The 20,051-nt window shown below is 72.1% G+C and carries 11 protein-coding genes; 9 read left to right on the forward strand and 2 right to left on the reverse strand.

Translation table 11 applies throughout. The features are described from left to right. Window positions 1-62 precede the first annotated feature (62 nt). The gene (map, locus tag ACIGHB_RS00590; RefSeq protein WP_399908283.1) at window positions 63-830 is read right to left on the reverse strand and encodes a type I methionyl aminopeptidase; all 768 of its coding nucleotides are present in this window, start codon (window positions 828-830) and stop codon (window positions 63-65) included. Window positions 831-882: 52 nt separating this feature from the next. Between map and ACIGHB_RS00595 the strand changes: the two genes are divergently transcribed. After that, complete coding sequence (locus ACIGHB_RS00595) at window positions 883-1,134, forward strand: helix-turn-helix transcriptional regulator (protein WP_360322389.1); 252 nt, start codon at window positions 883-885, stop codon at window positions 1,132-1,134. Between the two features lie 93 nt (window positions 1,135-1,227). On the opposite strand, the gene ACIGHB_RS00600 is transcribed toward ACIGHB_RS00595, so the two are convergent. Beyond that, window positions 1,228-1,893 carry an NAD(P)-dependent oxidoreductase gene (locus ACIGHB_RS00600; RefSeq protein WP_399908287.1) on the reverse strand — a complete coding sequence of 222 codons (666 nt, stop codon included), beginning with the start codon at window positions 1,891-1,893 and terminating at the stop codon, window positions 1,228-1,230. A 66-nt stretch (window positions 1,894-1,959) separates the two neighbouring features. On the opposite strand from ACIGHB_RS00600, the gene ACIGHB_RS00605 reads away from it, so the two are divergent. From ACIGHB_RS00605 to ACIGHB_RS00640, 8 genes are all read left to right on the forward strand, one after another. Beyond that, the gene (locus tag ACIGHB_RS00605; protein ID WP_399908290.1) at window positions 1,960-2,337 is read left to right on the forward strand and encodes a winged helix-turn-helix transcriptional regulator; all 378 of its coding nucleotides are present in this window, start codon (window positions 1,960-1,962) and stop codon (window positions 2,335-2,337) included. 147 nt (window positions 2,338-2,484) lie between these two features. Continuing rightward, entirely contained in the window at window positions 2,485-2,898 is a 414-nt protein-coding gene (locus ACIGHB_RS00610) for a PPOX class F420-dependent oxidoreductase (protein WP_360322380.1), read from the forward strand. Window positions 2,899-3,110: 212 nt separating this feature from the next. Further along, window positions 3,111-4,355, forward strand: coding sequence for a UL36 very large tegument protein (locus ACIGHB_RS00615; RefSeq protein WP_399908294.1), 1,245 nt, complete (start codon window positions 3,111-3,113; stop codon window positions 4,353-4,355). 248 nt (window positions 4,356-4,603) lie between these two features. Beyond that, window positions 4,604-5,443 carry a nitrilase-related carbon-nitrogen hydrolase gene (locus ACIGHB_RS00620; protein WP_360313669.1) on the forward strand — a complete coding sequence of 280 codons (840 nt, stop codon included), beginning with the start codon at window positions 4,604-4,606 and terminating at the stop codon, window positions 5,441-5,443. Continuing rightward, window positions 5,440-6,720 carry an aspartate aminotransferase family protein gene (locus tag ACIGHB_RS00625; RefSeq protein ID WP_360313671.1) on the forward strand — a complete coding sequence of 427 codons (1,281 nt, stop codon included), beginning with the start codon at window positions 5,440-5,442 and terminating at the stop codon, window positions 6,718-6,720. Before ACIGHB_RS00620 ends, ACIGHB_RS00625 begins: the two co-directional genes overlap by 4 nt. 19 nt (window positions 6,721-6,739) lie before the next feature. Then, the gene (gene hydA, locus ACIGHB_RS00630; RefSeq protein ID WP_399908298.1) at window positions 6,740-8,143 is read left to right on the forward strand and encodes a dihydropyrimidinase; all 1,404 of its coding nucleotides are present in this window, start codon (window positions 6,740-6,742) and stop codon (window positions 8,141-8,143) included. A 12-nt stretch (window positions 8,144-8,155) separates the two neighbouring features. Next, complete coding sequence (locus ACIGHB_RS00635; protein WP_399908301.1) at window positions 8,156-9,169, forward strand: TIGR03842 family LLM class F420-dependent oxidoreductase; 1,014 nt, start codon at window positions 8,156-8,158, stop codon at window positions 9,167-9,169. 525 nt (window positions 9,170-9,694) lie between these two features. Further along, entirely contained in the window at window positions 9,695-20,032 is a 10,338-nt protein-coding gene (locus ACIGHB_RS00640) for a LamG-like jellyroll fold domain-containing protein (RefSeq protein WP_399908304.1), read from the forward strand. Window positions 20,033-20,051: the final 19 nt, after the last annotated feature.

A 20,051-nucleotide genomic window follows, 5' to 3' on the forward strand; every position in this document is an offset into this window, starting at 1 on the left:
CGCGGGGTGGCGGCTCCGCGAGGGTCGTCACGCCGGTCCGGTGACCGCCGGGCGGGGCCGGGTCAGAGCGCCGTGAGCACGCGGGGGCCGGAGTCCGTGACGGCGACCGTGTGCTCGGCGTGGGCGGCCCGGGAGCCGTCGAGGGTACGGATCGTCCAGCCGTCCCGCGCCGTGTAGTAGCGGTCCCCGCCGCCCCCGACGAGCATCGGCTCGATCGCCAGGACCATGCCGTGCCGCAGCCGCATCCCGCGCCCGGGGCGCCCCTCGTTGGGCACCCCCGGGTCCTCGTGCATCTCCCGGCCGATGCCGTGCCCGCCGAAGCCCTCCGGGATGCCGTATCCGGCCTTCCGGCACACCGTGCCGACGGCGTGCGCGATGTCGCCGATCCTGTTGCCGACGACCGCCGCCGCGATGCCCGCGGCCAGGGCCTCCTCCGCGGCCGCGATCAGGCGGGTGTCCTCCGGGCGGGCCCGGCCCACGGTGAAGCTGATCGCCGCGTCCCCGGTCCAGCCGCGCAGCCGGGCACCGCAGTCCACGGAGACCAGGTCGCCGTCCTCCAGGACGGTGCCGTCCGGGATGCCGTGCACGATCGCGTCGTTGACGGACACGCAGGCGACGCCCGGGAAGGGCACCGGGGCCCAGTCCGGGTGGTAGCCCAGGAAGGGCGACCCGGCGCCCGCCCCGTCCAGCACCTCGCGGGCGGCCCGGTCGAGCGCGACGGCCGGCACGCCCGGCGCCGCCAGCTCCCGCGCCGCCGCCAGGGCACGGGCCACGATCCGGCCCGCCTCGCGCATGGCCGTCAGGTTCTCTTCGGTCTTGATCTCCACCATGCCCATTACTATACCGGTATAAAAATGGGGGCGGGCCGGTAGAGTGGGGGACATGGTGCGCACCCCCCTGACCCCGGAAGAGCGCGAACGCGGCGAGCGGCTCGGCCGCCTGCTGCGCGACGCGCGCGGCGAGCGCTCGATGGTCGAGGTCGCCGCGGCGGCCGGCCTCTCGGCCGAGACCCTGCGCAAGATCGAGACCGGCCGCGCCCCCACCCCGGCCTTCTTCACCGTCGCCGCCCTCGCCGGCGTCCTCGACCTGTCGATGGACGAGCTGATCGTCCGCTGCGCGCTGCTGCCCGCCTGACGGCGGGCGGTCCCGCGGCCGCCCCGCCGCCGTGGCCTCCTCCCCGGCCCGGCGGGCGCGGTGCGGGCGTGGTGCGGGCGCGGTGCGGGCGCGTCAGGGCGCCGCGACCGCCAGCTGGACCCGGCTGTGGCGGGGCCGCTCGATCTCGTCGAGCAGCGCGAGCGCCAGATCGCCGTGCGCGATCCGGCCGGGACCCTCCACGACCGTCCCGACCGCCGTCCGGTAGCCGCCGGCGGGCTCCGCCTCCGCGCTCAGGTCCAGCGGCGGCACCACCATCAGCCAGTCGAGCTCCGGCCCGGCCGTCGCCGTCAGCAGCTCGAACTCCACGGCATGGCCGCGCGCGAACGCCCGCCACTGCGCGGGGAAGTCCGGCGCGTCCATCAGCCGCACGCCGGCCGCGTCCTCCAGGGTGGTGGCGATCCCGAGGGTCAGCAGCCGCCCCACCCCGGCCGCCGTCAGCCCGGCGGTCAGCGCCTTCGCCGTCGCCGCGAAGTAGTCCTCCGACGGCACGTCGAGGCGGACGGAGGCGTGCACCGCCGCGTCGTGCCCGGCGGCGAGCCCCGCCACCGACTCCGGGTCCGTCGCGTCCCCGCGCGCCACGGTCACGCCCGCCCGCTCCAGGCCCGGATGGCGGGCCGGGTCGCGTACCACCGCCGTGACCCGGTGCCCCCGGGCCACGGCCTCCGCCACCGCCGCGCGGCCGACCCGGCCGCCTGCGCCGAACACGATGATCTTCTTGCTGGTGTCGTCGTCGCTCATGGGCAGGACGGTAGGACGGAGTCACCCGGTTACTTCAACGGTACCGGCCCGGCTACCGTCGCTCCCATGAGCGAACTGCCCCCGATCCCCGTCCGGTTCGACGACCCGGAGTGCGCCGACGGCGCCGTCCAGCCCTTCCGCGTCGGCGACAAGTGGACCGGCGTGGTGCTGCGCTGTCTGGAGGACGGCGCCGCCCGCCGCTTCGGCGAACTCCGGGCCGCGCTCCCCTGGATCACCCCCAAGGTCCTCACCGAGACCCTCCGTTCCATGGAGCGCAGCGGCTTCCTCACCAGGAGCGTGTACGACGAGAACCCGCCGCGCGTCGAGTACGCCCTCACCCCGCTGGGCCGCTCCCTGCTCGGCCCGCTCGACACCGCCTGCGCCTGGGCACGCGCCCACGGCGCCGAGATCGGCGACGCCCGCGCCGCGTACCCGGGAACCTGACCCGGCGCCGGAAGCCTCCGCGCCCGCGCCCGGCCCGGAAGCCTCCGTGCCCGCCCCCGCCCCCGCCCCCGGCCCGGTCCCCGCGGACTCCCGCGCGCCGCCCCTGACCCCCGCTCGCGGCCCCGCTCCGGCATAGGCTCTGCGGTCATGACGACCGACGACACGCCCGGCACCGCCCCGCGCCTCCCCGACGAGCTGCGGCGCGGCCGCTACCTCAGCCTCACCACCTTCCGGAAGAACGGCACGGGCGTCGCCACCCCCGTCTGGTACGCCGTCGAGGGCGAGCGGGTGTACGTGTGGACCCGCACCGACTCCTGGAAGGTCAAGCGGCTCCGCAACGACCCCCGCGTCGAGCTGGCCGTCTGCGACCTGCGCGGCAACATCCCCGAAGGGGCGGTCCGGACCCCCGGCACCGCCCGGCTCGTCACGGGGGAGGAGCTGCGGCACGTCCGCAGGCTGCTCTCCCGCAAGTACACCTACCAGTACTGGCTGGTCGACTGGCCGGCCACCCTCGCCCGCCTCGGCAAGCGCCCCCACACCGGGATCGTCGTCACCCTGTGAACCCCTGTGACCCCTGTGAACCCGCGTGGACACGCGTGGACACGTGTGGACCCGTGTGAACCCGTCCGGGCCGTACCGGCGGGTAAGTCATCGATGTGGTCCCCGGGGCACGGAAAGGAAAACGTTCCGTAGCCGTCCCGTAACACGACTGCGGTGCAATGCCCTGCGGCGGACCGGAAGGTCCCCTTCTACCGCAGGGCAGGGGCGCGCGCATGACGGTCACTCACATGACGCCGGAGATGGCGGAGTTCACCCACTGGCTGGGCGCGCTCGCGCACCGCGCCGAGCGAGCCGGCGGCTGGTGGGCCGTCTTCGCCGAACGGGACCCCGACGGGCTCCGCGCCTGCCTCGACGGGGCCGAACTCCTGCCCTGGGACGTCGTCGAATCCCTCCTCCAGGACGTGGGGGAGGACCCGGAGCGGGGGCGGCGGCTTTACACGGCGGCCGCCGGCGCCCACGACCGGCGGCCCGGCGGCGGAACCGCGCTCGCCGCCCGCCGCGAGCTGATGGAGCGCGAACTCCGCCACGCGGAGACCCGGATCCAGGAACTGCGGGAGCTGCTGCGCCGTCCCGATCCCGAGGATGCGGCGCGGCTCGCCCACGACCTCGCCTGGACCCGGGACGACCACGCCCGCGCCACCGCCCGGATCGTCGACCTCACCGACCGCCTCGACCGGCTCCACGCGACCCCGCCGCCCGGCGACGCCGCCGCGGGGCCGGAGCCGCGCCGGCCGCGCGGGGCCCGGTACGCCGGGACGGAGGACGCCGTCGCCGAGGGGCCCGCCCCCGCCGCCGTACCCGATCTCCCCGCCGGCGCCGCCGCGCCGCGCGGCGCCCGCTTCCGGGTCAGGGGCGCGGCGCGCGCCGCCGAAGCGCCCGAGCCCGACACCACGGCCGCCGCCGCCCCCGGCCCCGACGAGGCCGAAGAGGCCGGCCGCGCCGCGGCCAACGCCGTCTACGCCCTCCAGCGGCTGCGCGCCCAGGGCCGTACCGGCGAGGCCCACGTCCTGCTCTGCGAGGCGCTCGGCGGACCCCCCGGCCGGCTGCCCGCCCTCGCCGAGGCGCTGCACCGCGCCGGGTTCGGCGCCGACTGGGGCACCCTGCTCTGGGAGGCCGCCTCGCTGCCGCCCGACCGGCTGGCCGCCGTCGCCGGGGCGCTCGCCGACGCGGGCCGCGCCGACGACTGCGAGCAGCTGCTGCGCCAGGGGCTCGCCCGGCCGGTGGAGGAGCTCGCCGGGGCCGTCGCCGCCCTCGTCGCCGAGCGCCACGACCGCGAGGCCCACGCGCTGCTCACCGCCTTCCTCCGGGCCCGCACCCCCGAGGAGGCGGCGCGGCTCGCGGCCGTGGACCCGGCCCTCCTGCTGCCCCGGCTCGGCGCCGCCGCGCGCGGCCTGTCGCCCGCCGACGACCGGGCCCTGCGGCACGCGCTGCGCGTCGCCGGCGTCCTCGGCCCCTGAGGTCCGGAGGCGTACGGCACCGGCACCGCCCGGGGCACAACCCTGCGCGGCCGGAAAGGTGTGAGCGGGGAGGACTCCTCCCGTGTCGGTACGTGTCCGGTGTGGACCACTCCGGTATGAAACATGATCGACTGCGCTGCTTCCGGGCGGCAGTCTTGCTCCGGGGTGTGACGGGGCTTACGTTCTCCTCCTACGCATCGTGTCTACGGGCGTAGAGGCTCTCTGACGCCGCGCCGAAGGAGCTGCTCATGACCGTCGTACGCGCCGCCCTCGTCCAGGCGACCTGGACCGGCGACACCGAATCCATGATCGCCAAGCACGAGGAGCACGCCCGCGAGGCGGCCCGCCAGGGCGCCCGGGTGATCGGGTTCCAGGAGGTGTTCAACGCCCCCTACTTCTGCCAGGTGCAGGAACCCGAGCACTACCGCTGGGCCGAGCCCGTGCCGGACGGCCCCACCGTCACCCGGATGCGGGAACTCGCCCGTGAGACCGGCATGGTGATCGTCGTCCCGGTCTTCGAGGTCGAGTCCGAGGGCTTCTACTACAACACCGCGGCCGTCATCGACGCCGACGGCAGCTACCTCGGCAAGTACCGCAAGCACCACATCCCGCAGGTCAAGGGGTTCTGGGAGAAGTACTACTTCCGCCCGGGGAACGCCGGCTGGCCGGTCTTCGACACCGCCGTCGGCAAGGTCGGCGTCTACATCTGCTACGACCGCCACTTCCCCGAGGGCTGGCGCCAACTCGGCCTCAACGGGGCCCAGCTGGTCTACAACCCCTCCGCCACCCACCGCGGCCTCTCCTCCTACCTCTGGCAGCTGGAGCAGCCCGCCGCCGCCGTCGCCAACGAGTACTTCGTCGCCGCCATCAACCGCGTCGGCGTCGAGGAGTACGGCGACAACGACTTCTACGGCACCAGCTACTTCGTGGACCCGCGCGGCCGGTTCGTCGGCGACGTCGCCTCCGACAAGGAGGAGGAACTCGTCGTGCGCGACCTGGACTTCGGCGTGATCGAGGAGGTCCGCCAGCAGTGGGCCTTCTACCGCGACCGCCGGCCCGACGCGTACGACGGGCTGGTCCGGCCGTGACCGGACTGCACGCCCGCCACCGCGCCGTCCTCCCCGACTGGCTGGCGCTCTACTACGGCGAGCCGATCGAGATCACCCACGGCGAGGGCCGGCACGTCTGGGACGCCGAGGGCCGCCGCTACCTCGACTTCTTCGGCGGCATCCTCACCACCATGACCGCCCACGCCCTCCCCGAGGTCACCAAGGCGGTCGCCGAACAGGCCGGCCGGATCGTCCACTCCTCCACCCTCTACCTCAACCGGCCCATGGTGGAACTGGCCGAGCGGATCGCCGCCCTCTCCGGCATCCCCGACGCCCGCGTCTTCTTCACCACCTCCGGCACCGAGGCCAACGACACGGCCCTGCTCCTGGCCACCGCGTACCGCCGCTCGAACCAGATCCTGGCGATGCGCAACAGCTACCACGGCCGCTCCTTCTCCACCGTCGGCGTCACCGGCAACCGCGCCTGGTCGCCCACCGGCCTCTCCCCGCTCCAGACCCTGTACGTGCACGGCGCGGTCCGCACCCGGGGCCCCTTCGCCGGCCTCACCGACGAACGGTTCACCGAGGCCGCCGTCGCGGACCTGGAGGACCTGCTCGGCCACACCCACCGCACCGCCGCCCTCATCGCCGAACCCGTCCAGGGCGTCGGCGGCTTCACCTCCCCGCCCGACGGCCTCTACGGCGCCTTCCGCCGCGTCCTCGACCGGCACGGCGTCCTCTGGATCTCGGACGAGGTGCAGACCGGCTGGGGCCGCACCGGCGACCACTTCTGGGGCTGGCAGGCACACGCGCAGGCCGGACCGCCCGACATGCTCACCTTCGCCAAGGGCATCGGCAACGGCATGGCGATCGGCGGCGTCGTCGCCCGCGCCGAGATCATGAACTGCCTCGACGCCAACTCCATCTCCACCTTCGGCGGTTCACCCGTCACCATGGCCGCGGGCCTCGCCAACCTCGGCCACCTCCTCGACCACGACCTCCAGGGCAACGCCCGCCGGGTCGGCGGCCTGCTCATCGAACGGCTCCGCGCCGCCGCCGCGGGCGTCGACGCCGTCCGCGAGGTCCGCGGGCGCGGCCTCATGATCGGCATCGAGCTCGCCGACCCGGTCACCGGGCGCGCCGCCCCCGAGGCCGCGTCCGCCGTCCTGGAAGCGGCCCGCGAGGGCGGCCTCCTCATCGGCAAGGGCGGCGGCCACGACACCAGCGCCCTGCGCGTCGCGCCCCCGCTCTCGCTCACCGTCGCCGAGGCGGAGGAGGGCGCCGCCATCCTCGAACAGGCCCTCCGATCCCTCTAGTCGCCAGGGGAGCACGCCCATGAGCACCCGAACCCTGATCCGGGGCGGCCTCGTCGTCACCGCCTCCGACGAACTCCACGCCGACGTCCTCGTCGAGGACGGGCGGATCGCCGCGCTCGCCGCCCACGGCTCCGACACGGCGGCCGGCTGGACCGCCGACCGCGTCCTCGACGCGACCGACCGCTACGTCCTCCCCGGCGGCGTCGACGCCCACACCCACATGGAACTGCCCTTCGGCGGGACCTTCGCCTCCGACACCTTCGAGACCGGCACCCGCGCCGCCGCCTGGGGCGGCACCACCACCATCGTCGACTTCGCCGTCCAGTCCGTCGGCCACACCCTCCGCGAGGGCCTGGACACCTGGTACGCCAAGGCCGACGGCAACTGCGCGATCGACTACGCCTTCCACATGATCATGTCGGACGTCACGCCGACGACCCTGCGGGAGATGCCCCTGCTCATCCAGGAGGGCATCACCTCCTTCAAGCTGTTCATGGCGTACCCGGGGGTCTTCTACTCCGACGACGGGCAGATCCTGCGGGCCATGCAGGTAGCCGCCGGCACCGGCGGGCTGATCATGATGCACGCGGAGAACGGCATCGCGATCGACGTCCTGGTGGAGCAGGCCCTGGCGCGCGGCGAGACCGACCCCCGCTACCACGGCGAGGTCCGCAGGGCGCTCCTGGAGGCGGAGGCCACCCACCGGGCGATCCAGCTCGCCCGGGTGGCCGGCTCCCCGCTGTACGTGGTCCACGTCTCGGCCGAGGAGGCGGTCGCCGAACTGGCGCTCGCCCGGGACAAGGGCCTTCCGGTCTTCGGCGAGACCTGCCCGCAGTACCTCTTCCTGTCCACGGACAACCTCGCGGAGCCGGACTTCGAGGGCGCCAAGTACGTGTGCAGCACGCCCCTGAGGCCGAAGGAGCACCAGGCGGCGCTCTGGCGGGGCCTGCGGACGAACGACCTCCAGGTGGTGTCGACGGACCACTGCCCGTTCTGCTTCGTGGGGCAGAAGGAGCTGGGGCGCGGGGACTTCTCGAAGATCCCCAACGGCCTGCCGGGGGTGGAGAACCGCATGGACCTCCTCCACCAGGCCGTCGTGGACGGGCACATCACCCGCCGCCGCTGGATCGAGATCGCCTGCGCCACCCCGGCCCGGATGTTCGGCCTGTACCCGCAGAAGGGCACGATCGCGCCCGGCGCCGACGCCGACATCGTCCTCTACGACCCGCACGCCACCCAGGTGCTGTCGGCCGAGACCCATCACATGAACGTCGACTACTCGGCGTACGAGGGGAGGACGGTGACCGGCCAGGTCGAGACCGTCCTCTCGCGCGGTGAGGTCGTCATCGACCACCGCAAGTACGTCGGCCACGCCGGCCACGGGGCCTTCATCCCCCGATCCACCTGTCAGTACCTGAACTAGGGAGCCACCGCAGTGGACTTCGGACTCGTCCTGCAGACCGACCCGCCCGCCTCGCAGGTGGTCAGCCTCATGAAGCGCGCCGAGCGCAACGGCTTCCGCTACGGCTGGACCTTCGACTCCGCCGTGCTCTGGCAGGAACCCTTCGTCATCTACAGCCAGATCCTCGAACACACCAGCCTGCTCCACGTCGGCACCATGGTCACCAACCCCGGCACCCGTACGTGGGAGGTGACGGCCTCCACCTTCGCCACCCTCAACGACATGTACGGCAACCGCACGGTGTGCGGCATCGGCCGCGGCGACTCCGCGATGCGGGTGGCGGGCCGCAAGCCCAACACGCTGGCCCGCCTCGGCGAGGCCATCGAGGTCATCCGCGACCTGGCGGAGGGCCGCGAGGCGAGCGTGGACGGCAACCCGATCCGCATCCCCTGGGTGAAGAACGGCAAGCTGCCGGTCTGGATGGCGGCGTACGGCCCCAAGGCCCTCGCCCTGGCGGGCCAGAAGGCCGACGGTTTCATCCTCCAGCTCGCCGACCCGTTCCTGACGGAGTGGATGGTCAAGGCGGTGCGCCAGGCGGCGGTGGAGGCCGGCCGCGACCCGGACGCCCTGACGATCTGCGTCGCCGCCCCGGCGTACGTGACGGCCGACGACTCCCCGGAGGCGCTCGCCCATGCCCGCGACCAGTGCCGGTGGTTCGGCGGCATGGTCGGCAACCACGTGGCCGACCTCGTCGCCAAGTACGGCGAACACTCCTCGATGGTCCCGGAGGAGCTGACGGCGTACATCAAGGACCGGCAGGGCTACGACTACTCCCACCACGGCCGCGCCGACAACCCCGACACCACCTTCGTCCCCGACGAGATCGTCGACCGCTTCTGCCTCCTGGGCCCCGCCGAGGCCCACGTCGAGAAGCTCCGCCACCTGAAGAGCCTGGGCGTCGACCAGTTCGCCGTCTACGACATGCACGACAACCGCGAGGCCACGATCGACGCGTACGGCTCGGACGTCATCCCGCTGTTCCGCTGACGCTGCCGAGACCTCCGCGCGGTCGCCGGGGCCGGGTGGGGTTGGGGGGTTTGAGTGATCTTGCCCACTGGCATGGATCCACTGGGCGAGCCGAGGTGATGATGCGCCACAAATGCCCGCTATGGCAGGCGAGTTCCCCCGGGCGTGGTGGCTGAGACTGTGGCCGAAAGTTGTGCTTTCTGAAGGGAAGTGGATAGGACTGGCCGACATTATTCGTTTCTGCGGGGGAGTTGCGTGCGTACAGCGCGACCACTAGTGCTCCTAGTGGGTTTCATATTGACCGTTCTGACAGGTACGGAACAGGTTGCACTGGCGGTGTCCCAAGGGGACACCGCCACATTTCGCCCTGGGCCCGGTGAACGGCCCGAGCAGGGCTGGGGATCGGCACGCGGGCGAGGCCACAGCGCCTCGGGTGACGCCACCGATGCGCGGGCCGGAGGAGGACGCGCCGGTGCGCTGAAGGCACCGGGAGAACTCGCCCCCGACTCCGGCACCACCCGGCTGAGGCTGGGCCAGGCACCTCAGGTGCCCGTGCCCTCCTACCGCGAGGTCCCGTCCCCGCGCCGGGCCGCACCCAAGGGTTTCGACCCCGAGGCCAGCTCCGAGGTCGCGGGCAAGCGGGCCGAGAAGGAGCGTACGTTCGCCAACGAGGACGGCACCTTCACGACCCGCTTCTACAACGAGCCCGTCAACTTCCGCGGCGAGGACGGCACGTGGAAGCCGATCGACACCCGGCTGGCCACGGCCGACGCGGCCGCCGCGGGCCAGGCCACTCCGCGTTCCGGCTGGGAAGCCCGGTCGACGGAGGACCAGGTCTACTTCTCCGAGTTCGCCGACGCCCCGACCCTGGTGCGACTCGGGGTGAACGAGACGGCGTCCATCGGCTACGCGATCGAGGGTGCCGCCCCCTCGCGGGGACGTGTGAACGGCAGCGTCATCACGTATCCGGAGGTCCGCCCCTCGGCTGACGTGGAGCTGATCGCGGGCAGCGCCTCCATGAAGGAGACGCTGGTCCTCAAGGACAGGAGCGCGCCGACCGAGTGGCGCTTCCCGCTGGTCCTGAAGGGCCTGACGGCGAAGCTCGACGGCCACGGCGGTATCTCCTTCGTCGACGGCACGGGCCGTCAGCAGGGCTGGATGCCCGCGGGCTGGATGGAGGACTCGAAGAAGACCCCCCACTCCAACGAGGGCGTCATCTCCTCCGGTGTCTCCTACGAGATCGTGCGCGAGGGCTCCCGCCAGATCCTGGTCGTGAAGCTCGACCGGACGTGGCTGGCCGACCCCGAGCGGGTCTTCCCCGTGAAAGTCGACCCCTCGGTGAACGGCCTCGGGGCGGTGTCCGGCACGTATGTCGAGTCGCCCTACAACCAGAACTTCTCCAGTGACACCGTCCTGAAGGTCGGCACGTACGACGGCGGCGGTCACAAGGCCGCCTCGTTCATGAAGTTCAGCGGCCTGGACACCACCCTCAAGAACGCGTTCGTGATCAACGCGAACCTGAGCCTCTACAACACCTGGTCGTACTCCTGCACCGCACGGCCGGTGACCGTCCACGAGATCACGTCCAACTGGTCGGAGGGATCCACCTCCAGCTACCCCGGTCCCGCGACCGGCGGCGCTCTGGGCTCGAAGTCCTTCGCGCACGGCTGGCGACCGTCGGGCACGAACACCTGGTCCTGTGGACCCGCATGGGAGTCGATCCCGCTCGGTGCCTCCGGCCGCAAGCTCGTCGACGACTGGACGCACGGCCGCAAGCCGAACTACGGCCTGGCGGTGAAGGCGGCCACGAACGACTCCAGGACCTGGAAGCAGTTCGGCTCCGACGACTACCCCGGCGGCGCGCCCAGTCTCGACGTGACGTGGTCGAAGTACGGGGCCGCCTACGGCCTGGGCGGCTTCGTCCAGCCCCCGACGGCCACCGGCGAGGGCACCTTCAAGGTGACCGTCACCAACCAGGGGCAGCAGACCTGGGGCAGGACCAGCAACTACAAGCTGCGCTACGACCTGTTCGACGCCGCCGGCAACAAGGTGGGCGGCGACTACTGGAGCAAGATCCGGTGGACGCCGATGCCCCATGACGTCGCCCCTGGAGCCTCCGCCACGGTCGACGCCAGGATCGCACCACTGGCGCCGGGAACCTACACGATCCAGTGGACCATGGACGAGTACGGCGTCCGCAGCTTCGTCGACGACGGAGTCCCCGGACCGACCGTGCGCTTCGACGCCGTCAACGCGCCGCCCTACGTCACCGGCGCGGCCCCGCCGAGCGGCACGGTCGTCGACACCCTGAACCCGACCCTGTGGGCCTCGGCGCATGACCTGGACAAGTCCCCCGGCGCGCTCACCTATCAGTTCGAGGTGTGCGAGGTCGAGGGCAAGGACACCCGGAAGAACTGCCGGGGCAACACCCACGCGGCCTCGCCGAGCTGGACCGTTCCGGCGGGCTGGCTGAGCTGGGCGAAGACCTACGCCTGGTACGCGTACGCCAACGACGGCAAGGACCAGTCGGCCCGGACCGCACCGTCGATCCTGACCACGCAGGTTCCGCAGCCCGTCATCACCTCACACCTCGGCGGTGCGGACAGCGGGCGCAGCTTCGGCGAGCGCTCCGGCAACTACGCCACCGCCGCGACGGACGCCGCCGTGCCCACGGTCGGCCCCGAGCTCGCGGTCACCCGCACGTACAACTCGCAGGACCCGCGCACGGCGAGTGCCTTCGGCGCCGGCTGGGCTACCCGCTGGGACATGCGGGCCGCGGCCGAGCCCGACGGCGGTGTCGTCGTCACCCTCGACGACGGCAGCCAGGTCCGCTTCGGGCGGAACGCGGACGGCACCTACAGCGCGCCGTCCGGTTCCGCGGGCGTGCTGACGGCCGTCTCCGGAGGCGGCTGGACCCTGCGGGACGCGAGCGCGTCCCTGTTCACCTTCGACGCGACCGGTCGCCTCACCAGGATCAAGGACGGCCACGGGCGCGAGCAGCTGCTCACCTACACGGGTGGCAAGCTGACCAAGGCGACGGACTCCCTGTCGAAGCGAGCGCTGACCTTCACCTGGAGCGGCTCGCACGTCGCGTCCGTGGCCACGGACGCGGTCGGCCCGTCGTCCCCGGCTCTCGTCTGGTCCTACACCTACGAGGGCGACCGGCTGGCCAAGGTCTGTCCCCCCGCGTCCGCGACCGCGTGCACGGTGTACGAGTACACCGGCGGCTCGCACTACCGGAGCATGGTGCAGGACGCCGGCCCGGTGGGCTACTGGCGGCTGAACGAGACCGAGGGCGAGACCGCGGCCAGCGAGGCGGTCTCCCGTACCGGCCTGAACGCCGGCCGGTACCGCGACATCGGCTTCGGCTCGGCGGGAGCGCTGACCGGCACCGCCAACAAGGCGGCGTCCTTCAACGGCACCGACTCCCACATCCAGCTGCCCGAGTCGACCCTGGCGTCCTCGACGGTCCTCTCCGTCGAGCTGTGGTTCAAGACCGACCGGCCCAGCGGGGTCCTGGTCGGCTTCCAGGACGACCCGCTCGGTCCGACGCACCCCACGCGCTACAACCCGGTGCTGGCCGTCGACTCGGCCGGCAAGCTCCGCGGCACGTTCGAGAAGTCGGACGGCTGGGCCACCCCGCTGACCTCCACCGCGACGGTCACCGACAACAACTGGCACCACGCGGTTCTCACCAGCACGGGCACCAGCCAGACCCTGTACCTGGACGGCACGGCCGTCGGCACCCGCACCGGGCCCGTCGACCACTCCGTCAAGACCTTCACCTACCTGGGCGCCGGCTTCTCCGACGGCGGCTGGGACGGAGGCGGCGGCCCGTACGGCAACCGCTACTTCAAGGGCCTGATGGACGAGGTCGCCGTCTACCACCGCGCCCTCGACTCCGGCACGGTCAAGGCCCATCACCTCGCCCGCGCCGGATCGTCGAAGCTGTCGAGGACGACGCTGCCCTCGGGCCGGACGGGCGGGCGGGCCGAGTACGACGCCGACACCGAGCGCGCGACGAAGGTGACCGACGAGAACGGCGGCACCTGGCAGATCTCGGCCCCGGTGTACAGCGCCGGATCCGCGGCCTACGCCGAGTCCGTCAAGGCCGGCCAGCCCGTGGCCTACTGGCGCCTGGGCGAGACGAGCGGCGCCTCGGCCCTCAACGAGATACCCGCCGGCGGCAACGGTTCCTACCAGGACGGGGTCGCCCTCGGCACGGTCGGCGCCTTCCTCGACGGCGACGACGGCGCGGTCACCCTCGACGGGGCCAAGGGCGCCGTCTCCGTCCCCGGCGAGTCCATATCCGGGGCCACCGCGGTCTCGGTCGAGCTGTGGTTCCGCACGGAGAAGCCGAACGGCGTCCTGCTCGGTCTGCAGGACACCGAACTGGGCACCACGCCCACGATGTGGAACCCGAGCCTGCTCATCGACGCGGAAGGCAAGCTGCGCGGCCACCTGTGGGACGGCCCGTCGGCGGGCTGGCCCGTCATGGGCGGCGTGAAGGTCACGGACGGCAAGTGGCACCACGTCGTCATCACCGGAGGCCCCACCGGGCAGACGCTGTACCTCGACGGGGCCCGGATCGGCTCCAAGTCCGGCGTGGTCAAGCCGGAGACACTGGCCCACGCCTACTTCGGCGGCGGCTACTCCAGTGAGGCATGGGACGGGCAGGCGCGCGCCACCCGCTACTTCGACGGTCACCTCGACGAGGCCGCCCTCTACACCAGGCAGCTCGACGCCCAGACCGTCGCGGACCACTACAAGGCCCGCACGCGTCTGGTCACCGGCAACGGGGACCAGTACCGCGGTGTCGTCATGGGGCACGCCCCGGCCGGTTTCTGGCGTCTGGACGAGACGTCCGGCTCCAAGGTCCTGAACAAGGTCACCGCGAACGGCGGAGAGGGCTCGTACACCAAGGCCGCCCTCGGAACGAACGGCGTGTTCGGCCCGGCCGACGGCTCGGCCGCGCAGTTCGACGGGGACGGCTGGGCGGAACTGCCCGCACTCGGCACGAGCACCACGGACGTCGCGGCGAGCGTCTGGTTCCGCACCGACAAGCCGGGCGTGATCCTCTCCGACCAGTCGGCCCCGATGGCCGGCGCCACCGGGCCCTCCGGCAGCTGGACTCCCGTCCTGTACGTGGGAGCCGACGGCAGGCTGCACGGCGAGTACTACTCGGCCGGGGTCACCGCGTCCAACGCGTCGGCGGCGACGGTCACCGACAACGAATGGCACCATGCCGCGATCACGGCCGAGGCCGGGGTACAGACGCTGTACCTCGACGGCGCCCAGGTCGCACAGAAGGACAACGCGCCGGTCGGGCACCAGTCCAACACGCGTACCTTCCTCGGCGCCGGCTTCGCCAGGTTCTGGCCCTCCGCGCCCGCGGACGTCAGCTACTTCACCGGCCGGCTGGACGAGCTGTCCGTGTACCGGCACAGCCTCACCCCGTCCCAGGTCGCGGCCCAGTACCAGGCGCGTCACGTGGCCTCGGGCTCGACGCTGGCGTCGACGGTGACGGTCACCGGCCCGACCGGAGCCAGGACCAGCAGCACCTTCGACGCGATCCGGGGCCAGCGCCGTACGGCCTCGACGAACGCCGACGGCGGCGTCACCACGTACGCGTACGACACCGGCGGGTTCCTGCACACGGTCACCGACCCCAACGGTCACTCGACCATCACCGGTCACGACGAGCGCGGCAACACCGTCTCGACCACGACGTGCCGGGACGCGAACTCCTGCTGGACCTCGTTCGCCGAGTACCACCACAACGCCGCGGACCCGCTGGACCTGCGCAACGGCAAGCAGACCGCGCTCCGCGACGGCCGTTCCTCCGGCCCGGCGGACAACCGCTACCGGACGACGACCTCCTACACGGCGCTCGGCCAGACCGACACGGTCACGTCCGCCGACGGCCGCACGGCGTCCACCACCTACACCACGGGCACCGAGCCCGCGGTGGGCGGCGGACTGACTCCGGCCGGCCTGGTCGCCACGAAGAAGAGCACCGGCGGGGCCACGGCCTCGTACGCCTACTTCGCCGGCGGTGACCTGGCCAAGTCGACGGCGCCCTCGGGCGTGGTGACGACGTACACCTACGACGGCATCGGCCGGAAGCTGACCGAGACGCAGCTCTCCGACGCGAACCCCGCCGGCATCACCACCTCGTACGTCCACAACACCATGTCCCGGATCACCTCGGAGACCGGCCCGGGCGTCAAGAACGAGATCACCGGCGTCACCCACACCGCCAGGATCAGCCGCACGTACGACGCCGACGGCCGCCTGCTCACCGAATCCCTGGAGGACACCACAGGCGGCGACGCCACCCGCACCACCACCTACGGCTACGACGCGCGCGGGCTCAACGACAGCGTGAAGGACGCCGACGGCAACGAGTCGACGTTCGGCCACGACGCCCTGGGGCGCGTGGTCAGTGAGACGGACCCCGCGGGCAACGTCGTCACGCACACCTACACCAAGCGCGGCCAGCCGGCCGAGTCGGTGCTGAAGAACTGGACCGGCGACCCGTCCGGCCAGGTCCGCGACCTGGTCCTGGGCTCGAAGGCGTACGACCCGGCGGGCCGTCTGGCATCGACGACGGACGCCATGGGCGCCACCACCGCGTTCACCTACTACCACGACGGCCTCCGGGCCACGGCGACGGCCAGGCAGGTCACCCAGTCCGACGGCACCAAGAAGGACATCCTTCTGGAGTCGACGGTCTACGACGGCGCGGGCAACGTGGTCTCCCAGACCGCGAGCGGCGGCCGCACGACCGTGCACACGGTCGACGCCCTGGGCCGCACCACCCGCTCCGTGTTCGACCCCAACGGGCTGAACCAGGTCTCCACCTTCGCCTACGACGACGAGGACCGGCTCACCGAGTCGACGCAGTCCATCGACGGCACCGGCAAGAAGGTGACCTCGACCACCGAGTACGACGCGGTGGGCAACCCGAGGAAGACGACCGTCACCGACGGGACCACGACCCGGGTCTCCTCGGCCACCTTCGACCAGCGGGGCCTCCCGCTGACCCAGACCACCCCCCGCGGCAACACCAGCACCGGGCGGTACGACGACCTGGGCCGCCTGGTCGAGCAGACCATGCCCCAGATCCAGGCAGAGGAGAACGGCGGCGCGGCCACGGCCGTCACCCCCAGGACCCTCGTCGGCTACAACACGTTCGGCGAGGTGACCGAGTCGCGTGACGCACGCGGCCTCGTCACCAAGGCGGAGACCGACAAACTGGGCCGCCCGATCGCGGTCACGCTGCCCGACTACACGCCGCCCGGTGCCGCGACGCCCATCACCGCCGTGACGCGCACGACGTACGACAAGCTCGGCAACGTCGCCTCCACGACCGACCCGCTGGGCCGTGACGTCCACTACGCGTACGACCAGCTGGGCAACCTGGTACGCAGGACGGACCCGTCGGTCGGCGGCACCCAGAACCTCCAGGACCCGGCCGCCACCACCTTCTCCGGCACCTCCACGGACCTTTCGGGCCGCGGTGTCACCACCTACACCTGGACCCCGACCGGTCTGCCGCTCTCCGCGACCGACCCCACAGGAGCACGCACCGAAGCCACCTACGACGAACTGGGCCGCAAGCTCACCGCCACCACGGTGGAGCGCAAGCCCACCCTGCGGAACCTCGTCTCCCGCTTCACCTGGGACGACGCGGGCAATCAGGTCGCCTCGACCACGCCCGGCGGGCGACGGACCACCGCGAGCCACGACAAGGCCGGCCAGACCCTGACGGTCACCGACCCGGGAGGCGGGGTCACCCGCCTCGTCCACGACGGGCTCGGCCGCCGCACCGAGAGCAAGGACGCGACCGGCCGCAGGACCGTCACCGCGTACGACCTCGCGGGCAGCCCGACATCCGTGACGGACTACGGCACGGGAACGACGGCGCTGCGATCGGTCGCCACCGAGTACGACGCGGACGGAAACGTCACCGCGTCCGTCTCGGCCGACGGCGCGCGCCGCACGTACACCTACGACGCGCTGGGACGGATGACGAAGCAGGTCGAGCCGGTCACCGCGGCCGACTCGATCACGACGACCTTCGGCTACGACGCGGTGGGCAACCGCACGCGCCTGACCGACGGCCGCGGCAAGGCCACGTACTACACGTTCACCCCGTGGGGCCTGCCCGAGTCCACGATCGAACCGGCCACCACCCAGCACTGGAACGCCGACGTCCGCACCTGGACCAACGTCTACGACGCGGCCGGGCAGCTCGTCACCGAGCTGCTGCCGGGCAACGTCAAGCGTCACAAGACGTACGACGCCCTGGGCAGGCTCACCGGCGAGACCGGCTCCGGAACCGCCGTGGCCACCCGCCCGCGCACCCTGTCGTACGATCTCGCCGGCCGCGTGACCGGCGTCGGCGGCGACGGAGTCCTCACGAGCGACGCCTCCACCTACAACGACCGCGGCCAGCTGCTGTCCGCCGAGGGCCCGTCCGGCACCTCGTCCTACGCGTACGACGCGGACGGCAAGATGACCTCCCGCACCGACGCGGCGGGCACGACGGCCTTCACCTACGACCAGGCCGGGCGTCTCGACACCACGACCGACCCGCTCACCGGCACCCAGGTGCGCAGCGACTACGACGCGGCCGGACGCCTGACCTCCCAGGAGTACGCGCGCCCCGCCACCGGCGGGACCTGGACGATCGGTTCGAAGCGCTCGTACACCTACGACGCCCTCGGCCGGCTGGCCGACGACAGCGTCAAGGAGACCGGTACCGGCGCCGTGGTCCAGGGCACGGCCTACGCGTACGACCTCGACGACCGGATGGTCGGGAAGACCACCGCCGGTACGGCCGGGGCGGGCGAGCGCACGTACGCCTACGACCTCGCCGGACGCATGACGTCCGAGACGAGCGGGGGCACGACCACCGCCTGGGAATGGGACAAGGCCGGCAACCTGACCAAGAGAGGGGACACCTCCGGCACCTACGACTCCCGCAACCGGCTCCAGACCTGGGGCACGCAGACCTTCGTCTACTCCGCGCGGGGCACGGTCAAGGGCATCACCGACACCGCCGGCGCCGCCCGCACGATCGACTCGGACGCCTTCGAACGCACGGTCAACAACGGGACGAGCACCTTCACCTACGACTCGCTCGACCGGGTCATGACCCACAACGGCACCGCCTTCACCTATGACGGCGGCTCCAACAACCTGGTCAAGGACGGCACGTCCACCTACAGCCGCACTCCCGGCGGCACGCTGCTCGCCAGCGCCACCACCGGGACCGCCGGCTCGGCGCGCCTGGCCGTCACCGACGGACACACCGACCTGGTCGCCGGCCTGTCCCCGGACGGCACCACGGTCACCTCGTCGCGTGCGTACGACGCCTCCGGCAAGGTGACGGCGTCCTCGGGCGCCAACCCGTCCGTCGGCTACCAGTCGGGCTGGACGGACTCGTCCACGGGCGAGGTCAACATGGCCGCCCGCTGGTACCAGCCGGGCACGGGCGGCTTCACCAGCCGCGACACGTGGCAGCTCGACCCGGACCCGTCGGTCCAGGCGAACCGCTACACGTACGGCAACGCCGGTCCGACGAACGGGATCGACCCGTCGGGCCACTCCGTGCTGAGCTGCTTCAAGCCCGGACGGTCGAAGCTCGGGTGGATGAAGCTCGGCCTGAGCCCGGCATGCGTCTTCTGGGAGACCTGGACCGCGGGCCACGACAGCATCCCGAACGGCGCCGGCGAACGCTGCGGCAAGCCCGGAGTCTCCCAGTACATGTGCCCGGGCTGGGTCGAGCCGAGCCCTCCGCCCCAGCAGCGGCGCACCGACTGCATGCTCATGCCCTGGCAGGCCAAGTGCCGCGGCGGCGGCGGATCCACGTCGTCGCCACCCGCGCCCAGCCGGACCTACCACGGTGGCAACAACTACTCGGGTGGCAGCCGCGGAGGCACCTCCACCCTGACGCGCCCGACCAGGCCGACCGCACCCCCCAAGCCGCCCATCCCGCAGAATCCGAACAAGGGCCCGAACCCGGTCCCGGCCCCGAAGCACATCCCCAAGCCGGACTGGAACCCGACCCAGGCGGTCTGGACCGCCACGAAGGCCGTCGACATGGCGGTCAGCGGGGCGAACCTCCTGGCGATGCTGTCCGGCGCGGCCGACACGGTCTTCGACCAGGACCACGCTCCCGACCCCCAGGACGCCCCGGGCACGGACCCCGGCCCGGGCGGCGGCACCGATCAGGGCGGTCCGCGTGACTGCCGGATGTGGGGCAGCGGGTGGCGCACGTACGGGCCGCTCGACGAGAACAACGGAAACCGTGCCACCGGGGTGGAAGCCTGCCTCGATTCCCATTTCATCGACAAGGCCAACAACCCCGGTTCCAAGCCCAACACAGGCACTGAGGAGAAGCCTATGTACCGTCCTCCGGGCTATGACTGGGCGAAGCGCTACGCAGGGCATCTCGGTGCGCCCGACCCGCAGAACTGGCGCAATGCCTGCCATCTCCTCGCCAAGCAGCTGAGTGGCAGCGGTGACCGGCTCGACAACCTCTCGACGTGTTCCCGGGCCGCCAACGCGAATCCCTACTCGACGGTGCAGCCGGGATTCGAGCCGAACATGTACACGTACGAGACCCAGGTGAAGGACGCGATAGACGCGGGGCACGTCGTCCACTACCAGGTCACCCCGAAGTACGAAGGGGCGCGCACGGTTCCCACCGGATACGAGATGAAGGCGACGGTCTACTGGAAGGGCGGCGGATCCAAGCAGCTCTTCCATGACACGGTCGAGAACAAGATCTACAGCCTCAAGTACGGCCAGTGGTACAACATGGGACGGGTTCAGTTCCAAGGTGGCCCCGTTCCGCTCCCCGGCACGTCCTAGAAGCAGGAGAATCAGAGAG

This window comes from Streptomyces sp. NPDC085460 (genome assembly GCF_044541975.1).
Lineage (GTDB): Bacteria > Actinomycetota > Actinomycetes > Streptomycetales > Streptomycetaceae > Streptomyces.

Excerpts from the sequence above, each read along its gene's own strand:
- map (WP_399908283.1), bottom strand. The coding sequence starts at position 830 with ATGGTGGAGATCAAGACCGAAGAGAACCTGACGGCCATGCGCGAGGCG.
- ACIGHB_RS00595 (WP_360322389.1), top strand. The coding sequence starts at position 883 with ATGGTGCGCACCCCCCTGACCCCGGAAGAGCGCGAACGCGGCGAGCGG.
- ACIGHB_RS00600 (WP_399908287.1), bottom strand. The coding sequence starts at position 1,893 with ATGAGCGACGACGACACCAGCAAGAAGATCATCGTGTTCGGCGCAGGC.
- ACIGHB_RS00605 (WP_399908290.1), top strand. The coding sequence starts at position 1,960 with ATGAGCGAACTGCCCCCGATCCCCGTCCGGTTCGACGACCCGGAGTGC.
- ACIGHB_RS00610 (WP_360322380.1), top strand. The coding sequence starts at position 2,485 with ATGACGACCGACGACACGCCCGGCACCGCCCCGCGCCTCCCCGACGAG.
- ACIGHB_RS00615 (WP_399908294.1), top strand. The coding sequence starts at position 3,111 with ATGACGGTCACTCACATGACGCCGGAGATGGCGGAGTTCACCCACTGG.
- ACIGHB_RS00620 (WP_360313669.1), top strand. The coding sequence starts at position 4,604 with ATGACCGTCGTACGCGCCGCCCTCGTCCAGGCGACCTGGACCGGCGAC.
- hydA (WP_399908298.1), top strand. The coding sequence starts at position 6,740 with ATGAGCACCCGAACCCTGATCCGGGGCGGCCTCGTCGTCACCGCCTCC.